Origin of the sequence: Burkholderia sp. AU45251, assembly GCF_030482905.1 — a bacterium.
GTDB classification, from domain to species: Bacteria; Pseudomonadota; Gammaproteobacteria; order Burkholderiales; family Burkholderiaceae; genus Burkholderia; species Burkholderia aenigmatica.
The window spans coordinates 40,411-62,657 of the sequence record NZ_JAUJQH010000035.1; the positions used below are offsets into that span (position 1 = coordinate 40,411).

Here is a 22,247-nt window from a genome sequence, read left to right on the forward strand (position 1 = left end):
GCCCATGAGCGCGCCGGTCTACCAGGAGATCAAGGACTTCATCCTGGCCCGCATCCACGCAGGCGAGTGGGAGGAGGGCGACCAGGTGCCGTCCGAGAACGAGCTGGCGCGCGAATTCAAGGTGGCGCGCATGACCGTCAACCGCGCGTTGCGCGAGTTGACGGCCGAGCAGGTGCTCACGCGCATGAAGGGCGCGGGCACCTACGTCGCGCGGCCGAAGTACGAATCGACGCTGGTGGCGATTCGCAGCATCTCGGAAGAAGTCGGCGCACGCGGGCATGCGTATCACGCCAGCGTGCTCGGCCTCGACACGATCCGCGCCGACGAGGCGATCGCCGACGAGATGCAGGTGGCCGTGCGCACGAAGCTGTTTCATTCGCAGGTGCTGCACTTCGAGAATGACGAGCCCGTGCAGCTCGAAGAACGATGGGTGAATCCGGCGGTCGCGCCGGATTACGCCGAGCAGGATTTCACGAACACGACGCCGAACCTGTACCTGATGCGCGCGGCTCCGCTGCAGCGCGTCGAGTACCGGATCGAAGCGGCGGCCCCGGCGCCGGAGCGGCGCGAGCAGCTGCGGATGGACGACGTCGAGCCGTGTCTGGTTTTACATCGACGCACCTGGTCGCAGGGCGTCGTCGCCTCGGTGGCGAATCTGTGGCATCCCGGCAGCCGATACCGCTTCACCGGGCATTTCTGATTCCTATTTGATAGTCATTTTCCTTCGGGAGCAGTCGTCATGAACCATCCGAAACACATCGATCCCCGTCTCGATCCGACGCGCACGATCCGCGCGCCGCGCGGCAGCGAGAAAGTCTGCAAGACCTGGCTGGCCGAAGCGGCCTACCGGATGATCCAGAACAACCTCGACCCGGAAGTCGCCGAGCATCCGCATGCGCTCGTCGTGTACGGCGGCATCGGCCGCGCGGCGCGCAACTGGGAATGCTACGACCAGATCCTCGCATCGCTGAAGGATCTGGAAGAGAACGAGACGCTGCTGATCCAGTCGGGCAAGCCGGTCGGTGTGTTCCGCACGCACAAGGATGCGCCGCGCGTGCTGCTCGCGAACTCGAACCTCGTGCCGCACTGGGCAAACTGGGATCACTTCCACGAGCTCGACCGCAAGGGCCTGATGATGTACGGCCAGATGACGGCCGGCAGCTGGATCTACATCGGTAGCCAGGGCATCGTTCAGGGTACCTACGAAACGTTCTTCTCGGTCGCGAACCAGCACTTCAACGGCGATCCGTCGGGCCGCTGGATCCTGACGGGCGGCCTGGGCGGCATGGGTGGCGCGCAGCCGCTGGCCGCGACGATGGCCGGCTTCTCGATGATCGCGGTCGAATGCGACGAGACGCGCATCGACTTCCGTCTGAAGACGCGCTACGTCGACAAGAAGGCGACGACGCTCGACGAAGCGCTCGGCATGATCGAGGAAGCGAAGCGCGACGGCAAGCCGGTGTCGATCGGCCTGCTCGGCAACGCGGCCGACGTGTTCCCGGAACTCGTCAAGCGCGGCATCACGCCGGATTGCGTGACCGACCAGACGAGCGCGCACGACCCGATCAACGGCTACCTGCCGCAAGGCTGGACCGTCGCGCAATGGCGCGAAGCTCAGAAGGTCGATCCGCAGAGCATCGTGAAGGTCGCGAAGCAGTCGATGGCCGTCCAGGTGCAGGCGATGCTGGACCTGCAGGAACGCGGCGCGGCGACGCTCGACTACGGCAACAACATCCGCCAGATGGCGCTGGAAATGGGCGTCGAGAACGCGTTCGACTTCCCGGGCTTCGTGCCGGCCTACATCCGCCCGCTGTTCTGCGAAGGCAAGGGCCCGTTCCGCTGGGTCGCGCTGTCGGGCGATCCGGAAGACATCTACAAGACCGACCAGAAGGTGAAGGAGCTGATCCCCGACGATCCGCACCTGCACAACTGGCTCGACATGGCACGTGAGCGCATCGCGTTCCAGGGCCTGCCGGCGCGTATTTGCTGGGTCGGCGTGAAGGATCGCTATCGCCTCGGCCAGGCGTTCAACGAGATGGTCAAGAACGGCGAACTGAAGGCGCCGATCGTGATCGGCCGCGACCACCTCGACACCGGTTCGGTCGCCAGCCCGAACCGCGAGACGGAATCGATGAAGGACGGTTCGGACGCAGTCAGCGACTGGCCGCTCCTGAACGCACTGCTGAACACCGCAGGCGGCGCATCGTGGGTGTCGCTGCACCATGGCGGCGGCGTCGGCATGGGCTTCTCGCAGCACTCGGGCGTCGTGATCGTCGCCGACGGTACCGCCGAAGCGCATGAGCGTCTCGGCCGCGTGCTGCTGAACGACCCGGCGACGGGCGTGATGCGCCATGCGGATGCCGGCTACGAACTCGCGCAGCAGACGGCCCGCGAAGCCGGCCTGAAGCTGCCGATGCTCGGCCGCTGAGCATGACGGCGCTCCACCAGGCGCCGGTGAACGCGACGATGATCCGCGCAGCGGATCTCGTCGCGTCGCCATGGAAGAACGGCGGTGGCGTGACGCGCGAAATCGGCGCGTTCCCGCCGGGCGCTGCGCTCGACGCGTTCGCGTGGCGCGTGAGCGTCGCGGACGTCGGCACGGCCGGGCCGTTCTCGCGTTTCGACGGAATCGACCGCACGCTCGTGCTGCTGTCCGGCGCGGGCATGACGCTCGCCGAGGAAGGTGGCGCACGCCACGTGCTCGATGCACCGCTGGCCCGCGCGGATTTCGCGGGCGAGGCGGCGATCGACGCGACGCTGCACGACGGCGCGACGCGCGACTTCAACCTGATGACGCGCCGTTCGGCGGCGCGCGGCGCGCTCGACGTATGGCGCGCAGGCGCGCACCGCATCGAGCATGCCGATACCGTGCTGCTGTATTGCGCGACCGGCGAGGCTGCCGTTGAAATCGACGGCGCACGCTACACACTGGAAGAAATGGACACGCTGCGGCTCGACGGGCCGCGGCGTGCGTTTGACGTCGTCGTGAGCGGTAGCGGCGCGTTGCTCGCCGTGTCGCTCGCCATCGGCGAACGAGACTGAACGCATGAAATCGACTGTCTGGCATCACCTGAGGCTGTGTCCGCACGGCCATCCCGACGAGACGATCGACGACGCGGCGATCGCCGTCGACGAAACCGGCACGATCGTCTGGCTCGGCGCGATGTCCGCGCTGCCGCACGGTTATGCCCACTGGCAACGCGAGGATCTGCACGGCGCGTGGGTGACGCCGGGCCTCGTCGATTGCCATACGCACCTCGTGTACGGCGGCACGCGTGCCGACGAATTCGCGCAGCGTCTCGCGGGCGTCAGCTACGAGGAAATCGCGCGGCAGGGCGGCGGGATCGTGTCGACGGTGCGCGCGACGCGCGCGGCCGACGAGACGACGCTGTTCGTGCAGGCCGCCGCACGCCTGCAGCCGCTGCTCGCCGAAGGCGTGACCGCGATCGAGATCAAGTCGGGCTACGGGCTCGACCTCGCGAGCGAACGCAAGATGTTGCGCGTCGCGCGCCAGCTCGGCGAACGCTTCCCGGTCAGCGTCTACACGACCTTCCTCGGCGCGCATGCGCTGCCGCCCGAATACGCGGGCCGCGCGGATGCGTATATCGACGAAGTGTGCGACCGGATGCTGCCGGCGCTGGCCGACGAAGGGCTCGTCGACGCGGTCGACGTGTTCTGCGAACGCATCGGCTTTTCGCTCGCGCAGACCGAGCGCGTGTTCGAAGCCGCGACGCGGCGCGGGCTGCCCGTGAAGCTGCACGCGGAGCAACTGTCGAACGCGGGCGGCACGGCGCTCGCCGCGCGCTACCGCGCACTGTCCGCCGATCACCTCGAATTTCTCGACGAAGCCGGCATCGAGGCGATGAAGGCGGCCGGTACGGTTGCTGTGCTGCTGCCCGGCGCGTACTACTTCATCCGCGAGACGCAACTGCCGCCGATCGAGCTGCTGCGCAAGCACGGCGTGCCGATCGCGCTCGCGACCGATCACAACCCCGGCACGTCGCCGCTCGAATCGCTGCTGCTGACGTTGAACATGGGCTGCACGCTGTTCCGCATGACGGTGCCCGAAGTGCTGCAGGGCGTCACGCGCCATGCGGCCGCGGCGCTCGGCCGCGCGGATCGCCACGGCGCGCTCGAGGTCGGCCGCCAGGCCGACTTCGCCGCCTGGTCGGTCGGCTCGCTGGCGGAGCTCGCCTACTGGATCGGCCGGCCGCTGTGCGAGCAGGTCGTACGCGGCGGCACGACCGTGTTTCGCCGGATGAATGGATAGCCTCATGACCGACACCACGTTGTTTGCAGACCATGCGTACCTGCCCGATGGCTGGCGCCGTAACGTGCTGCTGCGCTGGGACGCGGCCGGCACGCTGACCGGCGTGACGCCCGACACCGACGCACCCGCAGGCGTCGCGCGTGCGGCAGGGCCGGTGCTGCCCGGCATGCCGAACCTGCATTCGCACGCATTCCAGCGCGCGATGGCGGGGCTCACCGAATACCGCGCGAATCCGTCCGACAGCTTCTGGAGCTGGCGCGACCTGATGTACCGCTTCGCGCTGAAGATCACGCCCGACGCGCTCGCGGCGATCGCACGCTGGCTGTATGTCGAGATGCTCAAGTGCGGCTACACGTCGGTGTGTGAATTCCACTACGTGCACCACACGCAGGACGGCTCGCGTTATCCGCAGATCGCGGAACTCGGCACGCGTGTGATCGACGCCGCGCGCGCGGCCGGCATCGGCATCACGATGCTGCCCGTGTCGTACCAGTTCGCCGGCTTTGGTAACAAGCCGCCGCGCGACGACCAGCGCCGTTTCATCAACACGCCCGACGGTCTGCTCGAACTGCTCGACGCGATGCGTCGCACGGCACCGGAGCACGGCGGGCTGCGCTACGGCGTTGCACCGCACTCGCTGCGGGCGGTGTCCGAGAACGGCTTGCGCGCGCTGCTTGACGGGCTGCCCGACGATGCGCCCGTGCATATCCATATCGCCGAACAAACGGCCGAAGTCGACGACTGCGTGCGTGCCTACGGCGCGCGCCCGGTGCAATGGCTGCTCGATCGCTTCGACGTCGATGCGCGCTGGTGTCTGGTGCACGCGACGCACGTCGACGCAGCCGAAACGGCCGTGCTCGCGAAGCGTCGTGCCGTTGCCGGCCTGTGCCTGACGACCGAAGCGAACCTCGGCGACGGCGTGTTCCCGGCCGTTGACTATCTTGCGCAGGGCGGTGTGATCGGCGTCGGCTCGGACAGCCACGCGTCGGTCGACTGGCGCTCGGAGTTGCGCTTGCTGGAATACGGGCAACGGCTCGTGCACCGCGCGCGCAACGTGCTGGCGAGCGACACGCAGGCACATGTCGCCGATCGCCTGTTCGATGCGTCGCTCGCAGGCGGCGCGCAGGCGAGCGGGCGGCGTGTCGGTGCGCTGCGCGAAGGCTGCCGCGCCGACTGGCTCGTGCTCGATCCCGATCATCCGGCGATCGCCGAACACGACAGCACGTCGTGGATGTCGGGTATCGTGTTCGCGGAGCATGGCGAGACGCCGGTGCTCGACGTCTACACGGGCGGCGAGCGCGTCGTGAGCGGCCGCCGCCATCGCGACGAAGCCGTCGCGTATGCCGACTACCGCGCCGCGCTGGCGCAACTGCTGCGCTGACGCGCGCAACCGGCGCACGCCGCATGCGTGCGCCGGCAGACCTCCAACGGTGATGCGACATGACTGAACAACCGGCTGTATTCACGCTGAAGCAGGGCACGCTGCCGCTGCTGATCTCGATTCCGCACGCAGGCACGCACATCCCCGACGACATCGCCGCGACGATGACGGACGATGCGCGTTTCGTCGACGATTGCGACTGGCATCTCGAACGGCTGTACGGATTCGCGGCCGACCTCGGCGCATCGGTCCTCGTGCCGTCGCACGCGCGTTACGTCGTCGACCTGAACCGCCCGCCCGACAACGAGAACCTGTACCCGGGGCAGGACACGACGGGGCTCGTGCCGGTCGATACATTCGACAAGGCACCGTTGTATCCGGCGAACGCACTGCCCGGCAACGACGAGATCATGCGTCGCCGCGATCGCTACTGGCTGCCGTATCACGACGCGCTGCAAAGCGAAGTCGCGCGCCTGAAGCACGAGCACGGCCGCGTGCTCGTGTGGGAAGCGCATTCGATCCGCTCGCACGTGCCGCGCTTCTTCGACGGCCGCCTGCCGGACTTCAACTTCGGGACGTCGAGCGGCGCGAGTGCCGCACCGGGTCTCGCAGAGGCGCTGGCCGCGCGCGTGCTCGAACACGGCGGCTATACGGCGGTCGCGAACGGGCGCTTCAAGGGCGGCTACATCACGCGTCACTATGGCGTGCCCGATACCGGCGTCGAGGCTGTGCAGCTCGAGCTGTCGCAGATCACCTACATGGAAGAGACGCGTCCTTACGCGTATGACGAAACGCGCGCGGCGCGGATTGTGCCGCTATTGCAGACGCTCGTCGAAACCGCGCTCGCGCATCGTTGAGCCGGGGCCGCACGGATGCGGCAGCGCGGCGGAGCAGGTGGGTCGCACCCCGCCGGCACGTAGTGCGCCACACCGATGCAATGCACAACACGGCATCGATCCACGAGATCGATGCCGTTTTTTTCGTCTGATCGATGCCTTCATCGGCACCTGAAAATTTGACGCAATTTTTAGGTGATATAAGCTGAATGTCAGGAAGTCGTCACGCGCGCACCGGCGGCGGGGCCATCGATCGTGGCCGCACCGCGCCGGCATGCGCTGCGAAACACCTTGCCGACGTGTCGCCGCGCGGCATTGCCGCATGCGCTTCATTGCGACACGTGTCCTGCATTCATCAGTCAGTCGAGTACGATCGTGAAAGCCGCCAGCCCTTCTATACGCCGGACGCGAAGTCCGTCGGCGGGCGCGCCGCCTCAGGCCGGGCCGATCCGGCATGCTGATCGCGGCACGCGTGCCGCCCCTTTACGCGAGCCTCGTTTCTTCGCTCTTTCCCATCGCGGCCTGCGCCGCTTCAATCTCGTGACCGCGCACGTGTTCAGCGCGGTGCAGTGCGACGGCAGCGCGTCGTTGTTGCCCTAGCGTCCTTTTCCGTTTCCGTTCCGGGTCGTACCGCCTGTTGCCGCATCGTCCGCGCGGCGGGATCGTGTGTGAGCATGCGCCGCGTCGCGGCGCGCGCGCGGTGCCGGCACGAACCCTCATCGTCCCGCGTGCGAACGCGTCGCGCGCGATTACCGGAGAGATACCCATGCGCCTGCGCCCGATCGTAGCCGTTACCGCCGACCGCATCCTGCGCGGCGCGCATCCGAACCACACGGCGGGGGAGAAGTACCTGGCCGCGCTCGTCGATGGTGCCGGCGCGCTTGCATTCGTGCTGCCCGCGCTCGGCGCGCGCCAGCCGGCCGACGCGATCGTCGCGGCGGTCGACGGGTTGCTGCTGACCGGCAGTTATTCGAACGTCGAGCCGCATCACTACGGCGGCGCCGCGAGCGCGCCCGACACGCTGCACGATCCCGCGCGCGACGCGACCGCGCTGCCGCTGATCCGCGCGGCGATCGAAGCGGGCGTGCCCGTGCTCGCGATCTGTCGCGGCATGCAGGAGCTGAACGTCGCCTACGGCGGCACGCTGCACCAGCGGCTGCACGCGACGACCGGCTTCGACGATCATCGCGAGCGGCCGGCCGATCCGCTTGAACGGCAGTACGGCCCGGCGCACGTCGTGCAGTTCGCGCCCGGCGGCCTGCTGCAGCGGGTCGCGCGCGGTGCGCAGGAGGCGACGGTCAATTCGCTGCACGACCAGGGCATCGCGCAACTCGGCGCAGGGCTCGTCGTCGAAGCCAGCGCGCCAGACGGACTGGTCGAGGCCGTCAGCGTGCGCGGCGCGCGCGCGTTCGCGCTCGGCGTGCAGTGGCACCCCGAATGGCGCTACGCGGAACAGCCGCTGTCGCGCGACATCTTCGCGGCATTCGGCGCGGCGTGCCGCGCGCGCATGACACATCGCATTCATGCAGCCGGTGGCGCGATGCCGTCGCCGGCCGCATCCGACGTCGACTGATAGAGGCCGATCATGGAACCCGAACTGAGCGAATTCCTGCGACAGCACCGCATCACCGAGGTCGAGGCGATCATTCCCGACATGGCCGGCATCGCGCGCGGCAAGATCATTCCGCGCAACAAGTTCGAATCCGGCGAATCGATGCGCTTGCCGCAGGCCGTGATGGTGCAGACCGTCACCGGCGACTATCCGGAGGACGGCACGCTGACCGGCGTGACCGATCCCGACATGGTGTGCGTGCCCGATCCGTCGACGATCTGCCTGATTCCGTGGGCCGTCGATCCGACCGCGCAGGTGATTCACGACTGCGTGCACTTCGACGGCTCGCCGGTCGAGATCTCGCCGCGCTACGTGCTGCGACGCGTGCTCGATCTGTACAAGGCGAAAGGCTGGCAACCGGTCGTCGCGCCCGAGCTCGAGTTCTATCTCGTCGACATGAACGCCGATCCCGACCTGCCGCTGCGTCCCCCCGTTGGCCGCACCGGGCGCGCGGAGACCGGCCGGCAGTCGTATTCGATCGAAGCCGTGAACGAGTTCGATTCGCTGTTCGAGGACATCTACGAATACTGCGAGATGCAGGGGCTCGATATCGAGACGCTGATCCACGAGGTCGGCGCCGCGCAGATGGAGATCAACTTCGTGCACGGCGATGCGCTGTCGCTCGCCGACCAGGTGTTCCTGTTCAAGCGCACGGTGCGCGAGGCGGCGTTGCGCCACAACATGTACGCGACCTTCATGGCGAAGCCGATGCAGGACGAGCCGGGCTCGGCGATGCACATCCACCAAAGCCTGGCCGATGCGCGCACGGGGCGCAACCTGTTCTCCAACGAAGACGGCGCAGTGTCGCCGATGTTCCACAGCTATCTCGCGGGGCTGCAGAAGTACACGCCCGCGCTGATGCCGATCTTCGCGCCGTACATCAACTCGTATCGCCGCCTGTCGCGCTTCATGGCCGCGCCGATCAACGTGCAGTGGGGCTACGACAACCGTACGGTCGGCTTCCGCATTCCGCAGTCGGGCCCGTCGGCGCGCCGCATCGAGAACCGGATTCCGGGCGTCGACTGCAATCCGTACCTCGCGTTCGCGGCGACGCTCGCCGCCGGCTATCTGGGCTTGACGCAACAGCTTGCACCGACCGAGCCGATCGCGTCGGACGGCTACAAGCTGCCGTATCAACTGCCGCGCAATCTCGAGGAGGGTATCTCGCTGATGGCGGCCTGCACGCCGCTGGCCGGCATTCTCGGCGACAAGTTCGTGAAGGCCTACCTGGCGCTGAAGGACACCGAATACGAAGCGTTCTTCCGCGTGATCAGCTCGTGGGAACGCAGGCATCTGCTGCTGCACGTGTGAGCGTGCGGCGCTGTTATCCGGAGGAAACATGACCGATCGAAACGAAGCCGTCCCACCGCAGTCGACCGCGGATTACCGCGCGCTCGACGCCGCGCACCACATCCACCCGTTCTCCGACATGGGCGCGCTGAACCGCGCGGGCAGCCGCGTGATCGTGAAGGCTGATGGCGTCTACCTTTGGGACTCGGACGGCAACAAGGTGATCGACGGGATGGCCGGCCTCTGGTGCGTGAACGTCGGCTACGGCTGCAAGGCACTTGCCGACGCCGCGTATCGCCAGCTCCAGGAACTGCCGTTCTACAACACGTTCTTCAAGACCACGCACCCGCCGGTGATCGAACTCTCCGCGATGCTCGCGGAAGTCACGCCGAAGGGCTTCAACCACTTCTTCTATTGCAACAGCGGCTCGGAAGGCAACGACACGGTGCTGCGCCTCGTGCACCAGTACTGGCGCGTGCAGGGCCAGCCGCAGAAGAAGTACGTGATCTCGCGCAAGAACGGCTATCACGGCTCGACGATCGCGGGCGGCACACTCGGCGGGATGGGCTACATGCACGAGCAGATGCCGTCGAAGGTCGAGAACATCGTGCACATCGACCAGCCGTATTTCTTCGGCGAAGCGGCGGCCGGCGAAACGCCGGAAGCGTTCGGCCTGGCCCGCGCGCAGCAGCTCGAAGCGAAGATTCTCGAACTCGGCGCGGAGAACGTCGCCGCATTCATCGGCGAGCCGTTCCAGGGCGCGGGCGGCGTGATCTTCCCGCCGTCGACGTACTGGCCGGAAATTCAGCGGATCTGCCGCAAGTACGACATCCTGCTGGTTGCCGACGAAGTGATCGGCGGCTTCGGCCGCACCGGCGAATGGTTCGCGCACCAGCACTTCGGCTTCGAGCCGGACCTCATCACGATGGCGAAGGGCCTCACGTCGGGCTACGTGCCGATGGGTGCCGTCGGCATTCACGAGCGCGTCGCGCGGCCGATCATCGACAACGGCGAATTCAACCACGGCCTCACGTACTCGGGCCACCCGGTCGCGGCGGCCGTCGCGGTCGCGAACCTGAAGCTGCTGCGCGACGAACGGATCGTCGAGCGCGTGAAGAACGACATCGGGCCGTACTTCCAGCGCCGGCTGCGCGATGCGCTGGGCGATCATCCGATCGTCGGGGAAATTGCGGGAGCGGGGCTGGTCGCGGGCGTTCAGCTTGCGCGTGATCGGGACCGGCGCGAGCGGTTCGGCGCGAATGTCGATATCGGCACGATTTGCCGCGACTTCTGCTTCAACGGCAACCTGATCATGCGCGCGACCGGCGACCGGATGCTGCTGTCGCCGCCGCTCGTGATTCGCGAAGCGGAGGTTGACGAGATCGTCGACAAGGCGAAGCGTGCGTTCGATGCGACGGCGGCGAGGGTGGGGTGCGCGCAGTAAGCCGGCGCGGCATTGCGTGCGTGCTGAGGAGGTAGCGCGACGCCAAAACGAAAAGGCCCTGCGTCGTGAGACGCAGGGCCTTGAATTCTTTGGTGGGCGGTACTGGGATCGAACCAGTGACCCCTGCCGTGTGAACCGGAAAATTGACACTGCGGAGACTGCAGGTTACTAGAGTTCCCTTTTTAAATCAATACCATAGGTAACTAGGCTTCCCTTGAGGTAACCAGAATTCCCGTAGTCAATGTGCCAAATTTGTGCCAAAAGAGAGACCCACGGCCTGCTCAAGATCGCCAATCGAACGGCCGAACTGGCTCATGTGGCGGTCAAGACGAAGCCGGTCATGCTCGACAAAATGCGCTAGATTGACCTGACTCTCACGATACTCGTGTGCGACTGCGTATTCGAGTTGAGCACGGAACCTAGCCAAGGCCTTTGCCGCGGCCTTCCCGGCAGAGCCGTGGGTAAGTGAGATCTTGCGTCGCCCCAGTCCCTTGAGAATTGGGCGCGCGGCTTCAATCGCGTCAAGGCGTGCTTCCCAGCTGAAGATTTCGCGGAGCAATTCATCGCTCCCAGCGAGAAACGCCATCCATGCCAACGTACCCAAGGCATGCCGGGCACGAGACATGGGCATAGCGCGGTCGCTTACATACGCGCGCTGCTTGCGCCCTTCGGCGGCCGTCATGCCGGTATCGTCGTACCCGTAGAACAGGCTTTCGACATCCCTTTGTGTCCCGGCAATGGCCTGGAGTCGCATCGCAAGCTCCCGAGAGACATGAAGCGGCAAGTCACGCACGCGTTTGCATGCGCCTTGATCCCTATTGCCTTCATCATCCTCTTTGCGCATCTCATCCTTCCGGATGTCGAGGATTGCATGCACCAACAGGCCGCTGAGTGCCTGATCGGTCATGCTGGCATAGCTACTTCGACCCTCGCGCATTTCGGGTTCCCTCTAGTTCCCTCTCATTCACCAACGTGATTATGAGAAGCCACCGGCGGTTCTGCAAGGCCCATCGCATCGAAGCGTGAAATCCAAAAATGTTCCTTAAGTGTCCTCACGCCCGCGGTTCGTCCGTACCAACAATCACCACGTTTGGTCACTCAGGGGCACGAGAAGAAAATGCAGGAACGCGATTACGAGCTTGCCGCAAAGCTGAGCCGAGCCGGCGACGACATGTTGGTTGGCCCTGTCGAGGTCGCTGCACTGACAGGGCTCAGTGCGATCACCATCGGGAAACGCAAGGTCACGTCCATGCCCGAGCCGGTACCCGGCATTCGCCGTCTGCTGTGGCGCATGGGCGATGTTCGGCAATGGATGCGTCGGCGGAGTGGTATTGACGAATCCGCCGGCGAGGCTCTGCCTGCCCGTCGCGGTCGTCCGACCAAGGCTGAAGAGGTTGCCCGTCGCATGGCCGCACGGTAACTGGCGCGGGCATGACGAGATTCATACCGCTGCCGGACGAGCTGGATCTTTCAGAGAGGCACATCACCTTGAGGAACGATCTGGTCGTCGCTTCACATGGCCTGAAAACACTGGCTGAGCAGCGCATCATTAAATCGTGCGCGGCAAAGCTCGATAGCTGCCGGCTGGACCAGGGCCGCTACAAGATCAAGCTGTCGGCCGCTGAATATGCAGAGACTTTTGGTCTAGATGCAAATACGGCATATGAGCAGCTGAAAACAGTTGCCCGGTCTCTACTCGATCGGACGATCCGGCGTGAAGAGCCGACCCGGCGGGGCGTGAAAGTGCACCTCGACCACTGGGTCAGCGGCATCACCTATCACGAGGGTGCCGCGTGGGTCGAGCTCCGTTTCAGTCATGAGGCAACGCCATATTTGACGATGCTGCGCGGCAATCACACGACCTACATGCTCAAGCAGGCGGCTGGTCTGCGGTCGATCTACTCCTGGCGTTTGCTTGAGCTACTGATGCAGTTCAAGAGCACCGGCTGGCGCCACATCGACATCGACGAATTTGCAATGGCCTTGGATGTGAGGCCGAGCCATAGGAGCAATTTTGCTCAACTTCGCCGCTGGATCATCGAGCCTGCAGTGAAAGAGTTGGTCGAGAAAGATGGTTGGTCGATTGCTTGGGTACCTATCAAGGCCGGGCGCAAGGTCACAGCCTTGCGGTTCGCGTTTAGCCGAGCTCGGCAAGGTCGCCTAGAACTCTGAACATGAACAACAAAATGACGATTGAAGAGCAGCTCTCAACGAAGCGTCAGGTGCTTTTCTGCCTGGGCATGTCTGCGTGCTCGTTGATTTGCGGATGGCCGTTTCCGGCTCCAGGGGTATTTTCGCTGCTGACATACCGAACGACATGGGCCGTGCTCACGTTGGCGCTCCTCGCGATCACGATTGCCGTTGATGGGAATCTTTGGCTGCTACGCAACGAGGGAAAAACGCCTGCCGACTACTACGCCCGCAAGCATTGGTGGCTCCACGCCCTCGATTGGGAGCTTCACTATGGTTGGCTGCGTTGGCTCGAAAAATCTCGTACGAAAGGAGGCCGCTCATGAGGCGATCTGCATTGCTTCGACTGCTCGGGGCCGCTACGACGTGGGCGGCTGCGCTCCCTGCCTTCGCCGACAACATGACGCTGGGGGAAATCAGTCAGGCGGCTGCCCGCTCCGGCGACAAGTCTCGCCAGGCGCTCATTACCATCTACGGAAACGTTGTCAACAATCCCCTAGCGACGGGTGGTGCCGGCGGCAGCGATACGATACTGGCCGGAATCTTCCAAGTCGCGAACGGTGCGCTGCTGGTCATCGGCGCGCTCTTCGCGTGCTACGTGATGTTCCGGAAGGTGTCGCAGACAGCGCACGACGGCGCTGTGTTCGATCGCGAAAAGCACACCATGTGGGGGCCGATCCGGATCGTGTGGGGTTTGGCTGCACTCGTGCCGACGGCAAATGGTTGGTCGCTCTCGCAGCTGCTGATGCTGTGGTCGGCGTCGGTTATGGGGATCGGTGTGGCAAACATCGGCGTCGACGCCGCCGTCGCAGCGTTCAACGACGGGAAGGGAATGGTGTTGCAGCCCGTCATGCCCAGCACCAATGCGCTGGCCCATAAGATCTTCGAGATCGAGCTTTGCCGGCATGGACTTAACGCAAGCTTAGCTATGGCGTCTAGCGGAGGGGGACTCCTTCCCGAAGACAGCTATATGCAAACCCAGGCGACGGACACCGGATTCGTACTAGCCAACAAGAGTTTCGTATGCGGCGGTGCCAACGTCGATCCGGACCTCGCATCGCAGCCGAGCTCGACGAGTTGGTTCTCGAGCACGATCGACGTTGCCGAAGTCCGCAGGGCCCACCTCCAAGCGCTCTCCAGCATGGAAAAATCGCTGAGCGAATCAGCACGGCAATTCGTGAATGCGGTAACGATCCGCACCACGAGTGGTGGCAGCACACTGCCGGACGCAGAGATCGCGATCCAGTCGGCGGCCCAGCAGTATGAAAATACCGTCAATTCGATGGCCGCCACGAAGCAGGGCAACATTGGGGAACTGGCCAGTCAGCTCAGCTCATCCATCAAGGAAGGGGGATGGTGGACGTTGGGTCAGTGGTATCAAACTTTCGCGGCGGCCAACACGAAGCTGTCTGATGCAGTAGCGGGCAAAGCAACGACATTCAGTGCGTCGATCAGCGGCGACCCTGGCATGATGACCGTCTATACGATGGCCTTGAATGCGTACCAGGCGCAACAGGGTAGAGCTACAACGACGCACGCTACTCCGCTTGGCACGCAACGACAGGACGATGGTGGCAACATCCTCGCGAAGCTGTTCAGCTCGCCCGGGCAAGCGCTAACGGAAGCGATCACCAACATCAACGATGGTGGCGAGTCGCGTGGCCAAATCAACCCGCTTATCAAGATGAAAAACCTCGGCGACCACCTTACTGGTGTCGCCGAGGTCGGTCTTGCTGGATACCTGACTGCCAAGGGCCTTGAAAAGACCAGCGAAAGTTTCAGCATCGCAGGTTTGGCATCGCGAGTAGCCGACGCCAGTGGTGCGATCAGTTTCATCAAAGGCGCGCTGGATGGTGCCGGGCCAATCATCATGATGATCATCATCGCCGCGTTGCTGCTCGGTCTCGGCCTATCGACCTACCTGCCGATGGTGCCGTTCGTCATCTGGTTCGGCGCAGCCGTGAACTGGCTCGTCGTTGTCGGGGAAGGCGTGATCGCGGCCCCGCTATGGGCAATCACGCACTTGGGCGGGGAAGGCGACGGTTTCGGTCACAAAACTGCCCACGGCTACATCTTCCTACTGGAAATGATGGTTCGCCCCGTCCTCATGGTGATCGGCTTCTTCCTTGGAGGCGCAGGGATCATCGCCGGCGGAACGTTGCTGAACGAAGGCTTCGGCATCGCCCTTGCCAACGCGCAGTTTGACTCGTTGACTGGCATCGGCTCGATTCTGGCGTATTGCACTATTTATTTTTCGATGTGTCTCAACCTCGTGCATAGCTGCTTCAATTTGATCTTCCTGGTCCCCGACAAGGTGATCAACTGGGTAGGGGGCGTCGCGCCGGCAATGATCGGTGGCGACCATAGCGAGAGGACCAAAACCGCACTCAACACGATGCTGGCAAAGTTTGATATCCGCCCGTCTGGTGGCAGTGGAAGACGTCCGCTGGGTGGGACAAATCCATCATCCAAGCCTGATGGCGTTAGAGAATAGGAGAGGGCTATGCGATTGCTGAGACTTGCATCGGAGCTGTTCTATGTCGCGACATCCGTGCTGGGCGCCCTTCCCGCATTCGGGTATTCGGTGTGGGGCGGAAGATTCCTGCACTCAAGCGCAGCTCTTGTGCCAATGGTTGCATCTGTCGCATGGGTCGCGGGCGGTCTCCTGCTGCTATCGAATTGGCGCCGATCGCGCGACGGTGACATGCGGAAGCTAATTTCGTCGATTGCGCCGAGCTTTCGGCCGCAGGTCGAGGTTGCCGACTATCTCAACACGCGGTATGTCGGCATCGACACCGTGATCGGCAAGACGGTTGTCATTGATCGCGAGAAGAACTTCGCGAAATACGAGTCGATCGCCTACATTCAAAGTGCTGAAGTGAGCGATGCCGGCGACTCGGTCCATTCCGCGTTCACGTTTAACTTCCGGGACTTTGCCAATCCTTCGATGCAGATTCGGGTCAACCGGCTTCGAGCCGAAGATACCAGTACTCGGATTCGATATGCACTGGAACATGCCTCATAGCGGATGAAAACCTAATCGGACCTTTTAGCCCGGTTTTGCTGTCCGGCGCAGTATGTTGAATCTATTTTTCGCAAGGATTTCATGCCTCGCGAAGCTGGAATTTCACCCATAACTAGAAGAAAATTCTTTGGCCAATTCTGCAAAAAATCATCTCTTAGGCTTCATCGCCAAACTTTGATTTGACTATTTGACAGCTTCATCTAGTATATTTTCCCGACAGTCCATGTAAAAATTTCTCAAACGGAAACAAAGTATGGGCTTGCGCAAAACGGTGCGGCCTCGAGAGTTTCATATGTTTGAATATTTTCGATGGGCGTTCAGCGTTTCACACCAATAATGCGGGGGAAAGTATGTCTGGAAGCGGTGGTGGTAGCGGAGATTGGCGGCCGGAACCCAAAGCACCTGTGCCGGTGCCGAAGGCGGGTGGAGACGGTGGCGGTGGAGTCGCGGTAGGCGACCCTTGCGTCATCGACGAAGTGACGTCTCTTAACTCGGTGTCTCCAGCTGCATTGCGCAACGTGGGAGCGGGTACCGTTCTCAACGTCGTGTTTATGGCTGGGCCGCCGCAACGACTCGTCGCCCAAGACAACACTGGGCAGGTCGTCGGGTCTATCACATCGCGCTCGATGCTTCAGATTATCGAATGCATCCAGAACGGTCGTCGGTACGTCGCAGAAGTACTGGGCATCCAAGGAGGCTCCTGCCAGGTGCGGGTGCGACTGGCATGACGCAAAGCAAAATTGATGTCGTTGGCGGCGTCTATCACGAGCATTGTATTTGGCCTGTATGGGACCAAGTCTTTGGTTCTGGTGGACGAGCGGCGACTGCGCTCGTCAGTCACGTCGACAAAGTGACGCTGCACACCTATGCACACCCGGACGTCGAAACCGAATTCAAAAAAGCGGCAACGGTGTACAAATTTGACCTGGCCACAACCACCGCTCGGGCCGGTATTTCGTTTGAATACGTGCATTGCATGTCGACGCCTGTTATTCGTCCAGCTCTCGCGCGCATTCATACGCACGAGCCCATCGAAGTAAGCGCCAATGCAGTGTTGCGCTTCGGGATGCTGGAGGGTTCGGGAAAGGTTAGCGCGAAATGGTGCGTCTACGACCCACAATCAGCATTCCATCCGGAATCGTTCTGGGAAAACGGTAGCCAGGCCGAACACCTCGCGATTGTCGCCAACCGAAGCGAAATTGCTGCGATGGCTGGGGATTCAAACCCGAAGACGGCTGCAGCGACGCTGTTGGAGCGCGGTGCTGAAGTCGTTGTGGTCAAGTCGGGGCCGGCCGGTGCATACGTGTACAGCGCTGGCAGCCCGGAGGTACATATCCCAGCCTACCGTAGCGACATGGTATGGACCATCGGCTCGGGGGACGTATTTGCCGCCATCTTCGCAGCTCAATGGGCAGTACATCGCGCCAGCCCTGCTGCCGCAGCAGAGCTCGCTTCGCGTGCCGTTTCGCAATACGCGGAAACTATGGGATTGCCTGCAGTTCCAGTTCAAGAATTGTCAGAGACTCAGCGCACACCAGCATCCACAGTTGCCGGGAAGGTCTATCTGGCCAGCCCGTTCTTCAATCTTGGACAACGGTGGCTCGTGGACGAGGCACGACGTTGCCTAACTGAGCTCGGCCTCGAGGTGTTCTCCCCTGTTCACGACGTCGGCCGCGGTCCTGCCCACGATGTAGCACCGAAGGATATCGAAGCCTTGAACTCCAGTGACCGAGTCTTCGCGATCCTCGATGGTCTTGACGCAGGCACCATCTTTGAAGTCGGCTACGCGCGCTCAAAGAACATTCCCGTATATGCGCTCGCGCAAGCGGTCAACGATGAAGACCTGAAAATGGTCGTTGGAACGGACTGCAGATTGTTCTTCGACTTTGTAACGGCGCTGCATCACACGGCGTGGAAAGCATGAGAACAGCACTTCTTCTGTCCGGGGGTATGGACTCGGTTGCCATCGCCTACTGGGTGCGCCCGGAAGTCGGCATCACGGTGGCGTATGGCCAGCGCGCAGCTCAGGCGGAGGTGCGTGCCGCAGCAGCAGTCTGCGAGGCGCTCAGCATCGAGCATCACGTAATAGAGGCCGACTTAAGCGCATTGGGTAGCGGCGATATGGCTGGTCTGTCGCCCGCGACTCTCGCTCCTGTATCGGAGTGGTGGCCATTTCGCAACCAGATGCTGGTCACCTTGGCGGCAATGAAAGCCGTCACGCTCAATGTAAACAGGCTCCTGATAGGTTCGCTGCGGACCGATGGCATCCATGCGGACGGCAAACCTGAGTTCATCACGGCCATGAGTGCAGTGCTGCAATGCCAGGAAGGCGGGATAATGCTCGACGCCCCCGCTATCCAGTTGAGTGGCGCGGAGCTCATCAAAACGTCTGGCGTTCCTACTGACTTACTCGCATGGGCTCACTCCTGTCACGTCGCCAATGAAGCTTGCGGGATGTGCCGCGGCTGCCGCAAGCACTACGAGACGCTCGAGGAGCTTGGGCTTGACCCATACTGAAGACCCACGACCGCTAGGCGATGGTCCGTACTCGGACTACGCTTGGCCGGTTGAATCGAGTACACCATTCGCGCCATTCCGCGCTCCCGCAGGATCAGCGTTCGTGGACGTGTTCGAACAACGTCGCTCTACTCGCATACTGTCGCTAGCCCCACTGGAGCTGACGGTTGGAGCGCTGCTTTTCGCACTAATGCCCCGGTTCTGGAAAGAAGGGGACGTGCTGCGGCGAAGTCGCCGCCCGACACTATCGGCCGGCGCCCTTCATCCAATCTCGGTTTTGTTATTCAACAACTCGGCTGTTTTTCGCGTCAACGCCGATTTATGCATGCTCGAGAAGCTCACATTTGCGACCGAGGCACGGGACGCATGGATCAGTAAATGCCAACGGGTACTCCCCGGCGCAAACGGGGCATTCCTCACGCTCGTCGCCGACATGGCACGCCCAGCGAGCGCCTACGCGCATTGCGAGACGCTCGTTTGGCGAGACGCGGGCGCTACGCTTCAAACGCTTGCGCTCGTGGCCGCGCTGTTCGGACTGGGTTTCTGCCCGCTAGGTGTACTCGGCAACGAAGTCGTTTCAGCCCTTCCATCGGGAAAACAGCTTCTTGCGGTCGGTGCGGCGGCAATTGGATTGCCGGTACAAAACTGATCGGCGCTGGTTCGATTAGTGAACACTGACGCCGTCGTCGACGAAGAGATCGAGTTGCTCGGACTGCGTATGCGTCTTCCTCATGATGGCGGACAAACGGCGCATGTGATCCCACATAAGACCGTCGAGCGTGGCTGCAGAGACATCGATAGCACGCGCAAACGCGACGAAACGAGCCTCCAGTTGTCGATAGTGCGTCTCTGGCTGCCAATCCACCGGGAACAGGTCAAGGTGTTGGCCCACTCGAAGAATGTGAATGTCCAGAATCGCTACTTCGCTCTGCGGGCGCAGGTTGCGAACAATCCACGAAGCCGTCTTGAGACCGATACCCGGCAGCTCGTTCAACCGGTCCCGAAAAGCAATGTCATTTTCGGGAGGAGTAAAGCCGGCCAGCTGTTCAAGGCAGCCGCTCAGATATCGTGCCTTCTGCCGGATGAACCGGTATTTGCGTTCGCGACCTTGAAAGATGAACGGCTCACTCAACGCATCTTCGAGATCTTGCGCAGTGATACCAGCGTGCAGGAGGTTTCGCTCTCGAACGCGTGAATAAGCAGCCAATGCCAACTCTGCTGGCATCCCCCAGCCTCCTAGCAGACACGCAGCCACCTCCTCCTCAAGCGAGCGACCGAGGCGAAAATCGCAGAATGTGCCGGACTCGGTGTGTTGCCAAGCCTGCCCGCGCCAGTATGCCGGAGTCATCAGTTCATCGAATGCTCCCCAACGGATGCCGGGGAGTACTTCTTCGTTCACTGATGGTAGGGTCAATTCGCGAAGTTCACCCGCGATGTGTGCGTACATGGTTTGCATCTGGACTGGTGCTTGTCTGATGATTTCTTGGTGCGCAGCTAAAGTCCGGCTGCGAGGCGTCGCATCATACAACAGTCCTTCCGGCGACCCGATAGACGAATCGTCGCGTACCAGTATAGGTCGAAAAAATTCGAACTCGCGGATTTCCAAACTTCATCCAGCGACGGACCTCATATTTCATGTTTCGACATCGATGGAAACTACCCATTGAGATCGAATGGGTCTCGCGCTCTTAGGCCGAGCCACTTTTCGAGAGATATGAGCAACGTCCTTAGAGCTTCCTCGTGCTCGGGGAAATCGGCGGGATTGATTGCGTCGCATCTGGCCTTGGCCACGTCGATGCCGATGAAGTCGTCGACAGTCTCTTTGTTGAAACTGTTGTGCGGCATGGAGACTCGATCACCGAACGTATGGGTCGTCCCCCGGCTGATCATGCGTGTCGCCATGTTTGCGAACCCCTGGTCGGTCCGAATTGCCTTCTTCATCCACTCTCGGGGTTCGTCCAATGAGCCCGCATAGTCTCTCCACCGGTAGAGCTGAGATACGAGATCAGGTTCGTCGATTAGCGCGTCGTCATTCGTGGCGCGGTCTCTCATCAACTGCAGCCATAAGGCCTTCATTGCCTCAACGGTACCGAGGTCGAGCGTCGGGTCGACGGTGCCTCCGTCTCCCTCCTTGCGATCGGCGGGGTCGCTTAGATTGATCAGAATCGAAGCGACGGACAACGCCTTTGTCTTGCGGAGCGCCTCGATAGCCAGATCACCTCGTACATCCTCCGGAACCCGCTTCAGGAACCAACTTGTCGCTCGCCATGCTGCGATATAGGACGAACTGAAGCGACCGCCGTTCATACCTACGATCTTTTGAGCGATCTCAAACATTCCGGGCAGCAGAACAGCAGCGTTCTCAGCCGGGAGCCGATTGACGGATTCGTCGAGCCTCGTAACGAGCGAGAGTAGTAAGCCGTCGGCCTCGACGGCAGCGATCGCGCCAGCTAGCCTGTCCTCCGTCGCCGTCGCATCGAGAAAATCAACGAAGCGACGTTCTGACATTTCTCCAACCGCTGTCTGGAGTTCAAAGTAACGTGGGAAGTAGCGCGATGTGCATACCCGTTTTTCGGCCAGCCACTTGAGATGGAAGCCATCTGAGTAATTCGTACCCCCATATGCCCATTCAAGAGTGGGGAAGAGGTCCTTGAGCGCGTCCCGGACGACATCGCGACGCTCCTCCGGCACGATCTCAAGAAGCTCCTTAGCGGCTGCCTGGTCTGCCTCCCGGGTATTGTGCGAGAAGCGCCCTTCTTGGAGAACCAATCCGCGCTCGCGGAACAGGGCATCGTGGAGGTCTGGCTCGAAGACCCTGAGTGTCTCCAGAAGAAGGAAGTCGACAATGTTCACCTCGAATACGTCGCCGACCACATGCAGAGGCATGTGTACGGCGATGGACGAGATTAGGCGACGCGCATCTCGCATGTTGCGCAGGAAGGGTTGGATGCAACCAATGCAAGCGTTACCCCAACGCCTCTGCGAGAACCCGTTCGCCTCGGTCGCGTACGGTCCTGCCAGCTCGGAGAGCTCCTCCTCGAACATACGATGCACAATCGACGCCGGGACCGCCGGTAGATCGAAGTTAGCCTGCACAACCTTCTCGAGGAAAGCGCGACCGTCGCCGTCGGCGACAGGATCGAGTGCTCGCTCTACGATACTGGGCTGGAACAGGAGCACAAACACAATATTCGGCAGATTGGCGTTCGCTTTCACCTGGCGAAGAAGCATCCTAATCTGCTCGGGCTCGAGTCGGTCGATGTCGTCGACGAAGACAACCAACGGCCGGTCGAGTTCGCGAAGACGAGCCTCAAGCGCTCTGCGTACCTTGTCGAGCGGCTCGCTGCTACGGTCACGTCCGAGATGCAACAACAAGCGTCCCAGCAGAGATACGCCGACCGAGAGGACGGCGAGAACAGCCGCCACCTTTGCTGCCGTCGGAAGGTCGAAGCCTATGGCCGAAGCAATGGCAATCACCGAGGCATTCGTCAGTACCGTCGAGATTAGATGGCCTGAACTCCCGGCTTCTTTAAGCGGCTTGCCAGCCCCTGTAAGGATGAGCGTGAGCACGTAAATCGATGGGGCAATGAGCAACATAAATGATGTTCGAGGGACGAAGTAAAACGGGAGCGATGAAGCTCCCGTTGTCGTTTCAGAATGGCTCGTCAATGCTCTGGTGTGG

General features: G+C 62.4%; 20 protein-coding genes. 17 read left to right on the forward strand and 3 right to left on the reverse strand.

Features of this window, described 5'->3' with window-relative positions:
• Window positions 1-4: 4 nt before the first annotated feature.
• The 9 genes from hutC to QZM67_RS36385 all read left to right on the forward strand — a co-directional run bounded on the left by hutC (window position 5) and on the right by QZM67_RS36385 (window position 10,833).
• Window positions 5-700: a histidine utilization repressor gene (gene hutC / locus QZM67_RS36345; RefSeq protein ID WP_043190458.1), complete on the forward strand. Its 696-nt coding sequence runs from the start codon at window positions 5-7 to the stop codon at window positions 698-700.
• Between the two features lie 39 nt (window positions 701-739).
• On the forward strand, window positions 740-2,428 hold the full coding sequence (gene hutU, locus QZM67_RS36350; protein ID WP_176051611.1) for a urocanate hydratase: 1,689 nt from the start codon (window positions 740-742) through the stop codon (window positions 2,426-2,428).
• Window positions 2,429-2,430: 2 nt separating this feature from the next.
• Window positions 2,431-3,042: a HutD family protein gene (locus QZM67_RS36355; RefSeq protein WP_301810870.1), complete on the forward strand. Its 612-nt coding sequence runs from the start codon at window positions 2,431-2,433 to the stop codon at window positions 3,040-3,042.
• A gap of 4 nt (window positions 3,043-3,046) precedes the next feature.
• Complete coding sequence (gene hutI / locus QZM67_RS36360) at window positions 3,047-4,270, forward strand: imidazolonepropionase (RefSeq protein WP_043190451.1); 1,224 nt, start codon at window positions 3,047-3,049, stop codon at window positions 4,268-4,270.
• Between the two features lie 4 nt (window positions 4,271-4,274).
• Window positions 4,275-5,651 carry a formimidoylglutamate deiminase gene (locus QZM67_RS36365; RefSeq protein ID WP_301810872.1) on the forward strand — a complete coding sequence of 459 codons (1,377 nt, stop codon included), beginning with the start codon at window positions 4,275-4,277 and terminating at the stop codon, window positions 5,649-5,651.
• A gap of 59 nt (window positions 5,652-5,710) precedes the next feature.
• Window positions 5,711-6,508: an N-formylglutamate deformylase gene (hutG, locus tag QZM67_RS36370; RefSeq protein WP_205824267.1), complete on the forward strand. Its 798-nt coding sequence runs from the start codon at window positions 5,711-5,713 to the stop codon at window positions 6,506-6,508.
• Between the two features lie 745 nt (window positions 6,509-7,253).
• A complete protein-coding gene (locus QZM67_RS36375; RefSeq protein ID WP_301810875.1) occupies window positions 7,254-8,060 on the forward strand; it encodes a gamma-glutamyl-gamma-aminobutyrate hydrolase family protein in 807 nt (268 codons plus the stop codon).
• A 12-nt stretch (window positions 8,061-8,072) separates the two neighbouring features.
• Window positions 8,073-9,410 carry a glutamine synthetase family protein gene (locus QZM67_RS36380; RefSeq protein ID WP_043190440.1) on the forward strand — a complete coding sequence of 446 codons (1,338 nt, stop codon included), beginning with the start codon at window positions 8,073-8,075 and terminating at the stop codon, window positions 9,408-9,410.
• A gap of 28 nt (window positions 9,411-9,438) precedes the next feature.
• Window positions 9,439-10,833, forward strand: a complete 1,395-nt coding sequence (locus QZM67_RS36385) for an aspartate aminotransferase family protein (RefSeq protein ID WP_301810879.1) — start codon at window positions 9,439-9,441, stop codon at window positions 10,831-10,833.
• Window positions 10,834-11,071: 238 nt separating this feature from the next.
• On the opposite strand, the gene QZM67_RS36390 is transcribed toward QZM67_RS36385, so the two are convergent.
• Entirely contained in the window at window positions 11,072-11,740 is a 669-nt protein-coding gene (locus tag QZM67_RS36390; protein ID WP_301810881.1) for a hypothetical protein, read from the reverse strand.
• A 210-nt stretch (window positions 11,741-11,950) separates the two neighbouring features.
• On the opposite strand from QZM67_RS36390, the gene QZM67_RS36395 reads away from it, so the two are divergent.
• The 8 genes from QZM67_RS36395 to QZM67_RS36430 all read left to right on the forward strand — a co-directional run bounded on the left by QZM67_RS36395 (window position 11,951) and on the right by QZM67_RS36430 (window position 19,214).
• Window positions 11,951-12,253: a hypothetical protein gene (locus QZM67_RS36395; protein WP_124843889.1), complete on the forward strand. Its 303-nt coding sequence runs from the start codon at window positions 11,951-11,953 to the stop codon at window positions 12,251-12,253.
• 11 nt (window positions 12,254-12,264) lie between these two features.
• Complete coding sequence (locus QZM67_RS36400) at window positions 12,265-13,005, forward strand: replication initiation protein (protein ID WP_301810884.1); 741 nt, start codon at window positions 12,265-12,267, stop codon at window positions 13,003-13,005.
• 2 nt (window positions 13,006-13,007) lie between these two features.
• A complete protein-coding gene (locus QZM67_RS36405; protein WP_301810885.1) occupies window positions 13,008-13,349 on the forward strand; it encodes a hypothetical protein in 342 nt (113 codons plus the stop codon).
• Window positions 13,346-15,517 (forward strand): DotA/TraY family protein, encoded by a 2,172-nt coding sequence (locus tag QZM67_RS36410; RefSeq protein ID WP_301810886.1) that lies wholly within the window; start codon window positions 13,346-13,348, stop codon window positions 15,515-15,517. The genes QZM67_RS36405 and QZM67_RS36410 overlap by 4 nt, the downstream gene beginning before the upstream one ends.
• A 9-nt stretch (window positions 15,518-15,526) precedes the next feature.
• Window positions 15,527-16,048 carry a hypothetical protein gene (locus QZM67_RS36415; protein ID WP_301810888.1) on the forward strand — a complete coding sequence of 174 codons (522 nt, stop codon included), beginning with the start codon at window positions 15,527-15,529 and terminating at the stop codon, window positions 16,046-16,048.
• 724 nt (window positions 16,049-16,772) lie between these two features.
• Entirely contained in the window at window positions 16,773-17,972 is a 1,200-nt protein-coding gene (locus QZM67_RS36420; protein WP_301810891.1) for a PfkB family carbohydrate kinase, read from the forward strand.
• Window positions 17,969-18,565 (forward strand): 7-cyano-7-deazaguanine synthase, encoded by a 597-nt coding sequence (locus QZM67_RS36425; RefSeq protein WP_301810892.1) that lies wholly within the window; start codon window positions 17,969-17,971, stop codon window positions 18,563-18,565. The genes QZM67_RS36420 and QZM67_RS36425 overlap by 4 nt, the downstream gene beginning before the upstream one ends.
• Before the next feature lie 103 nt (window positions 18,566-18,668).
• Window positions 18,669-19,214 (forward strand): hypothetical protein, encoded by a 546-nt coding sequence (locus QZM67_RS36430; protein ID WP_301810893.1) that lies wholly within the window; start codon window positions 18,669-18,671, stop codon window positions 19,212-19,214.
• 15 nt (window positions 19,215-19,229) lie between these two features.
• Here the strand turns inward: QZM67_RS36430 and QZM67_RS36435 are convergent, their stop codons facing one another.
• Together QZM67_RS36435 and QZM67_RS36440 are read right to left on the reverse strand one after the other, a co-directional pair.
• The gene (locus tag QZM67_RS36435) at window positions 19,230-20,021 is read right to left on the reverse strand and encodes a hypothetical protein (protein ID WP_301810894.1); all 792 of its coding nucleotides are present in this window, start codon (window positions 20,019-20,021) and stop codon (window positions 19,230-19,232) included.
• A 200-nt stretch (window positions 20,022-20,221) separates the two neighbouring features.
• Window positions 20,222-22,162: a P-loop NTPase fold protein gene (locus QZM67_RS36440; RefSeq protein ID WP_301810895.1), complete on the reverse strand. Its 1,941-nt coding sequence runs from the start codon at window positions 22,160-22,162 to the stop codon at window positions 20,222-20,224.
• Window positions 22,163-22,247 lie beyond the last annotated feature (85 nt).